This is a genomic window from Paenisporosarcina sp. P5_A11 (assembly GCF_056400705.1).
The window spans coordinates 1-10,700 of the sequence record NZ_JBFUKT010000109.1 but is presented as its reverse complement, the minus strand read 5'-3'; the positions used below and the strand labels follow the sequence as shown (position 1 = coordinate 10,700).

General features: G+C 36.0%; 12 protein-coding genes and 1 other RNA gene. 4 read left to right on the top strand and 9 right to left on the bottom strand.

Annotated features, from left to right (window positions below):
* Positions 1 to 458 precede the first annotated feature (458 nt).
* Both AC1DOS_RS13705 and AC1DOS_RS13700 read right to left on the bottom strand, forming a co-directional pair.
* Complete coding sequence (locus AC1DOS_RS13705) at positions 459 to 1,727, bottom strand: ABC transporter permease (protein WP_477537953.1); 1,269 nt, start codon at positions 1,725 to 1,727, stop codon at positions 459 to 461.
* A complete protein-coding gene (locus tag AC1DOS_RS13700; RefSeq protein WP_108585252.1) occupies positions 1,720 to 2,619 on the bottom strand; it encodes an ABC transporter ATP-binding protein in 900 nt (299 codons plus the stop codon). The genes AC1DOS_RS13705 and AC1DOS_RS13700 overlap by 8 nt, the downstream gene beginning before the upstream one ends.
* Positions 2,620 to 2,831: 212 nt before the next feature.
* On the opposite strand from AC1DOS_RS13700, the gene AC1DOS_RS13695 reads away from it, so the two are divergent.
* Entirely contained in the window at positions 2,832 to 3,017 is a 186-nt protein-coding gene (locus AC1DOS_RS13695; RefSeq protein WP_108585253.1) for a YhzD family protein, read from the top strand.
* 80 nt (positions 3,018 to 3,097) lie between these two features.
* On the opposite strand, the gene AC1DOS_RS13690 is transcribed toward AC1DOS_RS13695, so the two are convergent.
* Complete coding sequence (locus AC1DOS_RS13690) at positions 3,098 to 3,880, bottom strand: enoyl-CoA hydratase (protein WP_477537952.1); 783 nt, start codon at positions 3,878 to 3,880, stop codon at positions 3,098 to 3,100.
* Between the two features lie 228 nt (positions 3,881 to 4,108).
* Between AC1DOS_RS13690 and AC1DOS_RS13685 the strand changes: the two genes are divergently transcribed.
* Positions 4,109 to 4,768 (top strand): CPBP family intramembrane glutamic endopeptidase, encoded by a 660-nt coding sequence (locus tag AC1DOS_RS13685; protein WP_477537951.1) that lies wholly within the window; start codon positions 4,109 to 4,111, stop codon positions 4,766 to 4,768.
* A gap of 327 nt (positions 4,769 to 5,095) precedes the next feature.
* Here AC1DOS_RS13685 and ssrS read toward each other — a convergent pair.
* A non-coding RNA gene (gene ssrS / locus AC1DOS_RS13680) (6S RNA) lies at positions 5,096 to 5,293 on the bottom strand.
* Positions 5,294 to 6,118: 825 nt separating this feature from the next.
* On the opposite strand from ssrS, the gene AC1DOS_RS13675 reads away from it, so the two are divergent.
* The gene (locus AC1DOS_RS13675) at positions 6,119 to 6,319 is read left to right on the top strand and encodes a cold-shock protein (protein WP_108585255.1); all 201 of its coding nucleotides are present in this window, start codon (positions 6,119 to 6,121) and stop codon (positions 6,317 to 6,319) included.
* Positions 6,320 to 6,865: 546 nt separating this feature from the next.
* Here AC1DOS_RS13675 and AC1DOS_RS13670 read toward each other — a convergent pair.
* The 4 genes from AC1DOS_RS13670 to AC1DOS_RS13655 form a co-directional block, all read right to left on the bottom strand.
* On the bottom strand, positions 6,866 to 7,189 hold the full coding sequence (locus AC1DOS_RS13670; protein ID WP_477537950.1) for a hypothetical protein: 324 nt from the start codon (positions 7,187 to 7,189) through the stop codon (positions 6,866 to 6,868).
* Positions 7,190 to 7,309: 120 nt separating this feature from the next.
* Positions 7,310 to 7,657, bottom strand: coding sequence for a YlbF/YmcA family competence regulator (locus tag AC1DOS_RS13665; protein WP_477537949.1), 348 nt, complete (start codon positions 7,655 to 7,657; stop codon positions 7,310 to 7,312).
* Between the two features lie 10 nt (positions 7,658 to 7,667).
* A complete protein-coding gene (locus AC1DOS_RS13660; protein ID WP_477537948.1) occupies positions 7,668 to 8,816 on the bottom strand; it encodes a DUF445 domain-containing protein in 1,149 nt (382 codons plus the stop codon).
* Between the two features lie 77 nt (positions 8,817 to 8,893).
* Complete coding sequence (locus AC1DOS_RS13655) at positions 8,894 to 9,283, bottom strand: ferritin family protein (RefSeq protein ID WP_477537947.1); 390 nt, start codon at positions 9,281 to 9,283, stop codon at positions 8,894 to 8,896.
* A gap of 71 nt (positions 9,284 to 9,354) precedes the next feature.
* On the opposite strand from AC1DOS_RS13655, the gene AC1DOS_RS13650 reads away from it, so the two are divergent.
* On the top strand, positions 9,355 to 9,561 hold the full coding sequence (locus tag AC1DOS_RS13650) for a YheE family protein (RefSeq protein WP_108585259.1): 207 nt from the start codon (positions 9,355 to 9,357) through the stop codon (positions 9,559 to 9,561).
* Positions 9,562 to 9,683: 122 nt separating this feature from the next.
* On the opposite strand, the gene AC1DOS_RS13645 is transcribed toward AC1DOS_RS13650, so the two are convergent.
* A partial coding sequence (locus AC1DOS_RS13645) for an ABC transporter ATP-binding protein (RefSeq protein ID WP_477537946.1) occupies positions 9,684 to 10,700 on the bottom strand: 1,017 nt, incomplete at its 5' end.

Sequence of the window (10,700 nt, the reverse complement as noted above, 5' to 3'; positions counted from 1 at the left end):
CAACTACAAACCGAAACCTTGGTTCCATTTACTGAGGATGACAGGTTTCCAGTTCGCTTCGGACGCTTTACCTGCTRCACAATAATMTAGAGAATAAAGAGAGTTGGGCTTGTGACTGCRTCAMTCGCCCAACTCTCTTTTTAAAGATTATCCTGCGGCGGGTGTGCACCCTTCGCTCCCTTGCAACCTAAAAGGACACAGTAATTTTGGTTTGGTTTACTACAGAATAGAAGGTTTCTTTAAGTAGATGTTCGTCCGAAGATGCTATTTCGGCCTCTATCTGCTTTTTTTATTTTGGCTAAGTTTAAGAATGCTGTCATTATTAAAACAAACAAAAGAGTACATTTGCGCCTAGCATGCCGCAAGAGCGGCTAGCGCAAATGTAAGATAAACATCAGTTTAGTTTAACAGAGCGTTACAATAAAAAAACGAGGCATCATCTGCCTCGCTCAAACATTCTATTTCTTGCCTAATTGTATCGCCTTTTTGATATCTTTCAACGATTGAGATGCACCATACATTAACACGCCACCACGGTAAACCCTGGAGCCGAACCAACCTAAGATAAATATCGTTATTAACAGGATGACAATTCCGAGTACTGGTTCCCAAAATGGCAACTCCAGCATACCTACACGCAAGAACATCACTAGAGGGGTAAAGAATGGAAAATACGAAGCCACTGTCACATAGCTAGCCTCTGGATTACCGAGTCCTGAAAACGCAATAAACGATGCGATAATAATGATGAAAGTCATCGGTAATAAAAGTTGTTGTACATCTTCGGTTCTACTTACGAGAGATCCAAGTAACGCTGCAAGAGTAGCATATAGGAAGTATCCAAGTAAAAAGAACACAACTGCAAATATCATCGTGGTTATACTGACGTTTGAGAAACCGAAGAAAGAAAACACTCCGGATGTTAAGTCAGAGGAACTCGTTTTTAATGCGACAAATCCGATCAATCCAAATAATGCGATTTGCAATAAACCAAGAGTTCCAACTCCCGAAATTTTAGCAAACATATGTTTAACCGGAGACACACTTGAAATGATGATTTCCATTACTCGCGACGATTTCTCTGTCGCCACTTCCATCGCAATCATATTTGAATAGTAGAATACAGCGAAATAAATAACGAAGATTAAGACATAAACCAAACCACGTGCTTGGCTTAACTCCTCTTCCGATTTTGAAGAAGCACTCACTGCTTCTTGTTCGAAATGAATCGGTGCAAATAACTGTGCAACTTCTTCTCCAGTAAGTTTCAGAGAATTCGCTTTAAGGTTCGTTTGCACGGTTTGCAGAGCTTCCCGAAGAGTTATGGGTTGTTCAATAGCATTGGCATTCTTTGACGTGTAAGTTGCTTGAATTGTATCAGCATCATTTAATAGCAAGACGAGAAAACTCGTAATTTCTTCGTCAGTGACCTGCTTCTCCAACTCCTGTATTGATTCAGTTGTTGCTTTCAAAGTTAAGCCACTGTCTTTCGCGTCCAACTCCTGTTGCAGTTGCCCCATTAGACTACCACTTTCATCAAGTACGTAAATAGTATCCTTTTCTTCCCCGTCACCAAAAACCCCTACCTCTTGGACTTTTGAAATAATACTAGAAAGGTTAGCCATTAAGAAAATACCGGCTACTACAATCATAGTTGTAATGACGAAGGATTTAGTTTTCGCTTTAGTCCAGAAAGATTGTTTAAATATCGTCCAAAAATCACGCATGTTCTTTCCCTACCTTTTCAATGAAAATATCTTGAAGGGATGGTTCTTCGATTGCAAAATAACGAATATCACCTTTTGTTAAAGCTGTACGCAATAGTTCATGTGCCGTCCGTTCTTCTGAAATTTGGAAAAGACCTCCTTCAATTGAAGGTTTAAATGAATTGACACCATCCAATTCCCCTAAAGAGGAAAGGTCGAAATCTGCTTTTATTCTGACATTTTGACGTCCAAACCCGCGTTTCACATCACGTAACGAACCACTGACTATGGCTTCTCCATGATGCATGATACACAGTTGTTCGCACAATTCTTCCACATGATCCATTCGATGACTGGAGAATACTATTGTAGCTCCTTCTAATTGGATGTCCAATATGGCTTTTTTTAACATTTCTACGTTGACCGGATCCAGCCCGCTAAATGGCTCGTCTAAAATGATTAAGGATGGCTTATGTACGAGTGATGCTATTAGTTGAATTTTTTGTTGATTTCCTTTAGACAGTTCCTCCACTTTTTTGTTTGCATAATGTGGTACTTCAAAACGTTCCAACCAATCGTTTGAAGCAATTTTCGCATCACTTTTTTTCATGCCACGAAGCTGTCCTAAATAAACGAGTTGATCTTCTACTTTCATTTTCGGGTACAATCCCCGTTCCTCAGGTAAATAGCCGATATGTGAACTATTTGCATACGTAATGGGTTTCCCTTTCCAAGTGATAGACCCTTCTGTTGTATCAAGTAACCCTAAAATCATGCGGAATGTAGTAGTCTTCCCTGCACCATTCGCTCCTAAAAATCCGTACATACTTCCCTGCTGAACAGTCATGGTTAAATCACGTACAGCTACGAAATCACCAAACTTTTTTGTCACATGTTCGATTTGTAATGTCATGCTTCCACTCCTAATAAATTTTATCTCGACAACTATTCTACTAATCAAATACATAAACTTATTCTAGAATATATAACGAATTAATTGAAATTTCTTTATGCATTAACTAATTAGCGTTTAGGCTTACAATGTTAAGCTGACTTTCAACCTATTTTTTTGTTTTGAAAACTTGTATAATGAACATACATTCAATTCAGAAAGGTTGGACATTTATGAAACCTTATAAATTCACAGCATTTGAACCAACAGGAAAATTAATTCTTGAAGAAACATGGAATTTTGAATCTGACGTTGAAGCAAAATCAAAAGGCCAAGATATGATAGATGAAAAAGATTTCACTAACAAGACGCATCGATTAGTAAACACTGCCGGTAGACTTATTCTTTTTCATAGTTAAGTTAGATTTGAAGTTTTATTTAACAATAATAATCAAAAAAAGTCTGCTATGACGATAATTCGCTGTAGCAGACTTTTCAATTATTCCCCTTTAAAACTCGGTTTACGTTTTTCTACAAATGCTTGGATTCCTTCTAAGTGGTCTTTCGATCGGCGCATTGAAGATTGTGATGAACTTTCTAGTGCTAAAACACGCTCTAATTCATGAACATGTTGTGTATGTAATATTTGTTTAGTAGCAATCATCGCCTTAACAGGAGAAGATAAGAACTTCGCTGCTGCTAATTCCGCTTGCTCATAAGCTCTCCCTTCGGCAGTGACTTCGTCAATTAACCCTAACGCCAAAGCATCGTGACCATTTAACACTTTCCCTGACCAAATCAATTGTTTCGCTTTTGGAATTCCTACACGTTCTTTTAAGAAGAAATGTCCTGCACCATCAGGGACTAACCCTATCCCGATAAAGTTCATGGCAAGTTTACTATTTTCTTCTGCGATAACGACATCACATCCAAGGACTAAACTAAAACCTAAACCTGCAGCAGCCCCATGAACAGATGCGATTGTAATCATTGGAAGCGTATAAAGCGCTTTGGCTAAACGAGAAACTTCCCCCATTACCGTGTCAATATCTAACGGATTTGTTGGATCCATCATAGCTTTTATATCACCGCCAGCTGAAAACGCACGACCTTCTCCTTTTATCAATAAAACCTGTAACTCTTTTTCATCATGTAACCCTTCTAATGCATCGGCGATTTCCTTCATCATTGTGCCATTCATCGCATTCATACTTTGTGGTCTATTCAATGTTAAAATTGCTAATCGACCGTTCTTTTCTAATGTTAATGTTTCATATGTCACAATAGACACCTCTTTCCGAGTGAATAGTCATTCATAAGATTAATATTCGAGATTTTTTATGGAAACCCTTTAAATTCGTATAATAATCTATTAAAGAACCTTTTCATGCTAATCTTATTATATTGCTAGAAATTCCAATATCAGCTATATTTAGTTTGAATATTCAGGACTGATGCATCCAATACTAAGATTGGTGTCTTATTGTAAAACGGTAAACCAGGAGGAACTATGAAGAACGTAGTCTATTTGTTTGGTCCAACTATAATGATTTTTATAGGACTAAGTTATTTTGAGTCCATCGCTATAACATTCGTCTTGTTTTATGGCTGGTTATTTTTTATTCCATTTATAACTTATTTAAGACATTCAAAATTAAAAGAAGCATTTGTTCAGTCCATTAAAAATGGGTTTGCGGTAAAACCTATATTGATTGGCATGATCAGTGGCGTTATTTGTTTACTTTCCATATATGGTTCAGTCGCATTGCTACAAAATCATTTATTTGATATTGATCGACTATCCAAAATACTTATTCAGTGGGGATTCAGTGGGACAAGCGTGTGGGGATTTATTCTAGTATTAATTTTGATTAATCCAATGTTAGAGGAATGGTACTGGCGTGAATTTATGTTCAAGCGTTATCTGGACAAAATAGGCGTACCGAAAAGCGTTATACTTACATCTTTTTTTTATGCTCTCTACCATATGTTATCCTTGATTCCACTATTTGAGATGCCCTTTAGCTTAATTGCAACAATTCCCGTTTTCTTTGCAGGCTTACTATGGGGATATTTCAGAGTGAAATTTTCATCTATTATCGCACCAGTAATAAGTCATGCGCTCGCTGACATCGGTATTATATTAGTTTACTTGAACTATCTTATGTAATTAAGGTGTTTATTGAAAAATTTTCCTTTTTAGTAACTAACTTAAAAAAAGGGTGTTTCTATGAACTTTTAATTCAAGTATTTTTTGTAATGACTATCAATCAAAACAGCGATTTACTTCAAAATAATGTTTCTTTTGATGTTTCAAATCCCTATCCGTATTCATTTATTTGTGCCTTCATCGCTTTCATATCTGCTTTTAAGATTTATGTATAGGGTTAAGAAAACGGCTTAATTTGTTTAGAAATTAGTCAAAAGTAAAGAAAGATTTCTTATTTACACATAAAAAAGACCAACTCCCGAAGGAATTGGTCTTAACATTTAAAGTTTAAAAGCCGCCTTTGCCGTAAATTAAAATAAGAAAGTTTTAGACCACCACTTCTCAAAGTGGGTGTTCGCAGAAACGATCCTGTTTGTCCTCATTGATAATAAAATGAATGAGGCATGCCATTCCAGTTYCTTTAAAAACTCCCTGTTACAGATTAAAGGTTAAAACTTAATATTATTACGTACAATGCAGCTTGTACGATTATTTTACAATACTTGATTTAAACTTTCAATGGTAATTTTGACCTCTTATATATTTTTTTTCTTAAGTGACTTATTGAGATTGTCTACTCATTTTAATCATAGGTTATTTTTATAAAGAAATTTTTTTAGTTAGGAGAGAGTAAACATAATTGAAAACATTTTTGCTTTTTTAGGCGTTTTGTCCTTTTTTCTTTTATTTTTATTTGGTTTGCTGTTTCACTTAAGAGACCGTGATTATGATGTAAAGCAAATCAGAATTAAATCAAAGAAATTAGTTCTTGGTTACAAACTTTCAATTTGGGGATTTGTTGGATTTCTATTTTTTTATTCTATCCACCTGTTAATTAGCTTTGGGTTACTAAATAACGACGTGATATTAAAAGGCGAGTCTGCTCAATTTTTTATTTATATTTCGTTAGTTTGTATTATTCTCGGAAAGTATTTGGTGTATAAATCAAAAAGTTCATTACCAAAAACATTATTTTAATTAAGCCCTCTTCTATTCTATAGAAGAAACACTCCTTTAATAAAAGGAATTCTTAAAGAGAAAGCTATGTTAAAGAATACTGTTGATATTGAAGAGATGGTATTTCTTACGTGATTACCGTCAGATTGAAACACTTTTATACTGACAAACACCCGTTTATTTTTCAGAGTAAAACAAAACATTTGCTAATCGGAAAGTTTGGTGCTATGATAAAGAAGAATTATTTTTGTCGGTGTAAAAGATTAGTATACGTTTCAAACTTATCGTCTTAATGATCACTTTGGGCAGGGATAGTATTACATTGTGTGAATTTCACACTAGGAGGCAACAAAAATGGAACAAGGTACAGTAAAATGGTTTAATGCAGAAAAAGGTTTTGGTTTTATCGAGCGTGAAAATGGGGACGATGTATTCGTACATTTCTCAGCAATCCAAAGTGAAGGTTTCAAATCTTTAGACGAAGGTCAAAAAGTAACTTTCGACGTTGAGCAAGGCGCTCGTGGAGCTCAAGCTTCAAACGTAAACAAAGCTTAATTTTAACTTTCAAACAGACTCTACTTAGTAGAGTCTGTTTTTTATTTGTCTAAAATTAAAATCCTCCACTCAACTTCTGAGCAGAGATGTCTTTATTCTATTGAATTTTCGAGTATTACGTTTTGTATGAACTCATTTTAATCTACTTTACGATTAAGCAAACAAAATCAGTAGGGTGTAAAACACTATACCTAATAGAAACGCTCGCAAACTACTTAGACGATTTTCAGGTAGCTCTTCTTTCAGAATGTTTAATATAATAGCTCCTGCTATAAAGGCCGCTTATAGAGATACCATAACTTCTTGAATCCCTAAAAAAGTCCCTGCAATCCATCCCAACAGAACTGCTAATGCCAGTAACCATCTTCCATTCATATACATCTTTATGTGAAGTTCTTAAACTCCAATCAATAGTAATGAAGTGTGCAGCCATGGCTATAAAGTAAAAAGTTAGACCTAAATACCCACCATATTCCCCTCTTACGAGTAAATACCCAATAATCGTATTGTAAATAAAGAACATACCTATGTGTATTTGAAAAATCCTCATTGAAGCTTCTGCATTTTCTTCAGTTTCATTTTCCTAACGATTAATTCTAAACAATAGAAACCCACCAAACCAAACATCGCCATCATATAAATATGATCTTCAAGTAAAATCAAAATTTTATTATCTAACGTATTTTCCAGAATCCCTTGATATGTATTTAACTCTGGTAGTAAATGCACGAAGACATATGCAACTGCCACCCCAGAAGAAAGGGAGAGAAATTGATGCCTTTTATCAGAGTGTAAAAAATGCAGTTTTCTTGAAAAGATATGAACAAACATAAGACCAATGGTAAATATAAACGTAACAAGTATCATCATTAATCCAACCCTTCGAAACTATCTATATCACTTTGGATACCCTGTTTCATTCAGAATATCCATCTTCATTGATTTTTTTAATCTAATTTTCTCAAAAAGAAAAACCAGCACTAGGCTGGTTTAAATTCCATCATATATTGATTGAACAGGTTTCATTAAAACACGGTTTACTTCTTCAATTAGTCCACTAAGCGCCATTTCTGCTTGAAGCATTTTTTCAATCTTCGGATTTGCTTGTGCGAGCTGCGCTGTTTTTTGTGCGTATTCGATTTCTTCACCTGAAATTTCTACACCTTGCATTTGTTTTTGTTGTAAGGTCATTTGCAAGTCACGAAAGCTCTTGAACAACGCAAGTGCTTGCTCATCATTTTTCACTTCTGTTACAGCTTGTTTAACGGCTGCATACTCTGAAGTATTTCTAAATGTGTTCTCTAAACGATTAATATCGTCATAAATGTTAACTGTCATGTGATCACTCCTACATCAAATTAATTACGTACATGACTCCACCTTGAATTATACCAATTAGTCCTCCAAGTAAAGCACCTAGTACTGTAATCATTTTAAATTCTTTTCTAGAAATACCTAAAATTAAATCTTCTAGACGTTCCACTGGGAAAGTATCGACTTGCTCTTGCACCATCTCTTCAAGCTTTAACCGTTTGATCGTTTCTTCAAGCTTTATTTCACCTTGGGTAAATGCAAATTCCGTTAATTTCGGAGTTAAATTTCGTGACGCCCAATTTGCACCTTCTGGCCAATATGATTGTAACGTAACATTTAGTCGTTTTTCAATAGCTAACTCTTTTTTCAAATACAATTTCACTTGAGTTAATAATGGTTGGTAGTCAAATCCACCCATTAATTCATTTAATGGTCGATCTTTTAATTTCTCCCATTCCCCTCGAACTACATTTGCAAGAAGTTCAGACGTACCTGGAGCATGCAAGAATTTTTGTATCTCTGGCTGCACACGATCAACAATAGATGACGAATCACCCATGAACATTTGAATCATGTTTCCAAATGTTCCTTTAGAAGCAAGAAAATTATCTATTAATCGTTTTACCGTTTTCCGACCTTCTTCTGAGGCAAAGTAAGCTTCCCCTTTGCCAATCATATAGGTAACAATTTCTGGAATACGTTCATCAGCTTGTTGTTGCCATTGCTCAGGGGCAAGCTCACGTACTGTTTTAGAAGCGAATCTTGACTCGAGAGACGTCATCTGCTCATCGAGTATTGAATCTATTTTCCCTTCCAAACGGCTGGGCACATGTTCAATACCAGCTTTGGACAACCATTGGTTTAGGGTCATCTCAGATTCAAACAAGTGTTTTGTAAGTTGGCCTTGAATCCACAACTCAACTTTGGTCTGCATATCAATTGAGAAGAAACGTTTTTTAAAGGTTTCTGGAGTTAATAAATGTTCAACAACCGTTCGACCAAGTTGTATTGCTAACTCGTCCCGCCGCTTTGGAATTAGTCCAGGTGTAAATGGTACTCGCCATTTTCCAATATATTTCGCTTCATGCGGATGAAACAACATTTTAATCGCAAGATGGTTCGTATATCCTCCGATTAAAGCACCAATAAATGCCATGAAAAGTAATGTCCATATAAAGTTCAACTTCTTCACCTTTTTCTGTCAATCTGTTTTCCAGTATAACAGAAAAGGAAAATTTATTAATAATGTAAAACCTTCATCTATAATGCATTGTACATTGTTGAAAATCTAATTGCGTGTTCCATTTCGTCATGCATCGCAATAAATAATGGATTGTATGCTTCGGGTATCGGCACAGTTAGAAGCATTTCTTTGTAAAAATCAGTTCCTTCGAGTTCATTCTCAAGTGCTTCTTTCGCCGCCTGCTTAAGATTTGTTGGTGGTCCAGGTTTAGGGGGATTTTGTACAAATTCACCTGTCAGCATATAATGGAGTTGTTGAAACATTTCATAATGACTTTTTTCATCTTCAATAGCATGTTCGATAAATCTTTGCCAATAAGGATCATCAGTTAACTTCAGCAAGGATTTATAGTAATAATAATCTCGATACTCGTCTTCAATGGCTTGTTTCAGCTGTTCATTAAACAATAGGCCACTCCTTTTTCGCCTTTTTCCTAGCGTATGCGGGTGCGTCTACACCTATGAAAGGAGCAGAATTAATGCTACAACATTTTAGTTTTAAACCAATGTATGAAAACAAACAATTGCCCGGTTGGATCTTTTCTTTTTTTTACAAGCAAACCCGATATAGTGGTGAATATTTACCGGATGGCTCAATCACATGGACAAGTACTTCCCCCCCTGCTGATGAAGAATCTGTAAAGAAAATGATTCACGAATTAATGCTATTTCACGTATACGAATAATTCGTTGTTTTTTTTCAGCTCGCTGTAAGTAAACAAAATAAAAAGCTGGAGACGTAAGATTCTACGTTCCAGCTTTTTATTTTCACCTATTTTTTCTTGWATGGAAGCCAGTAGCAGTACCCTTACCCAACTTGGGGATTAAGAGCCACTCCAGATTGTAAACGATACATTTGTTCATACCGTCCACCTTGTGTTACTAATTCATCATGCGTACCTTGCTCCACAATTTCACCACGATCTAAAACTAGAATACGATCTGCATTTTTAATAGTAGAAAGTCGATGTGCAATTATGAATGTGGTACGTCCTTTTTTCAAGACATCCATCGCGTGTTGAATGATTTCTTCAGTCTCAGTGTCTATATTTGATGTCGCCTCATCTAAAATCAAGATGGCAGGGTCAAACGCTAAAGCACGAGCAAACGAAATTAATTGACGTTGTCCAGAAGAAAGCGTGCTTCCTTTTTCAATTACTGGTTCATCAATGCCATTAGGTAAATGTTTAAGAACACGATCTCCGCCAACTGCATCTAAGGAAGCTTGCACTTTTTCACGAGAGATTCTGGCGTCACCTAAACTAACATTAGATTCAATCGTTCCAGTGAACAAATACGGATCCTGTAACACAATCCCCATATGGTCACGAACGGTTTGACGAGACAAGTCTTGAATATTCAAGCCATCAATTGTGATTGCACCTTTTGATACATCATAGAAGCGGAACAATAAGTTCATAATTGAACTCTTGCCAGAGCCCGTGTGCCCAACTAAAGCAACGGTTTCCCCTTTCTTGGCCTCAAAAGAAATATCTTTTAATACATATTCTTCTTTATTATAAGAAAACCATACTTTTTCAAATCGAACATTCCCTTGATAACGAGGGATTTTTTCATCACTAACATCTTCACCTTGTCGATCGAGTAATCGGAAAACGCGTTCTGCCGCCACTAGAGCTTGCTCTAATTTTGCTAATTGGTTTACGACACCTGTCACGGGATTAAACAAACGTATGATGTAATCCACAAACGCATACAACACACCAACAGAAATTGCGGAAGTAGCCGTTAATGAAGCACCTCCAAAGTACCAAATAAACAACACGAAGGTAATGGAGCGAAGAACTCCGACTAAATTGTGAGA

Coding starts and splice junctions, on each gene's coding strand:
- AC1DOS_RS13705 (WP_477537953.1), bottom strand. CDS start 1,727: ATGCGTGATTTTTGGACGATATTTAAACAATCTTTCTGGACTAAAGCG.
- AC1DOS_RS13700 (WP_108585252.1), bottom strand. CDS start 2,619: ATGACATTACAAATCGAACATGTGACAAAAAAGTTTGGTGATTTCGTA.
- AC1DOS_RS13695 (WP_108585253.1), top strand. CDS start 2,832: ATGAAACCTTATAAATTCACAGCATTTGAACCAACAGGAAAATTAATT.
- AC1DOS_RS13685 (WP_477537951.1), top strand. CDS start 4,109: ATGAAGAACGTAGTCTATTTGTTTGGTCCAACTATAATGATTTTTATA.
- AC1DOS_RS13675 (WP_108585255.1), top strand. CDS start 6,119: ATGGAACAAGGTACAGTAAAATGGTTTAATGCAGAAAAAGGTTTTGGT.
- AC1DOS_RS13670 (WP_477537950.1), bottom strand. CDS start 7,189: ATGATGATACTTGTTACGTTTATATTTACCATTGGTCTTATGTTTGTT.
- AC1DOS_RS13665 (WP_477537949.1), bottom strand. CDS start 7,657: ATGACAGTTAACATTTATGACGATATTAATCGTTTAGAGAACACATTT.
- AC1DOS_RS13650 (WP_108585259.1), top strand. CDS start 9,355: ATGCTACAACATTTTAGTTTTAAACCAATGTATGAAAACAAACAATTG.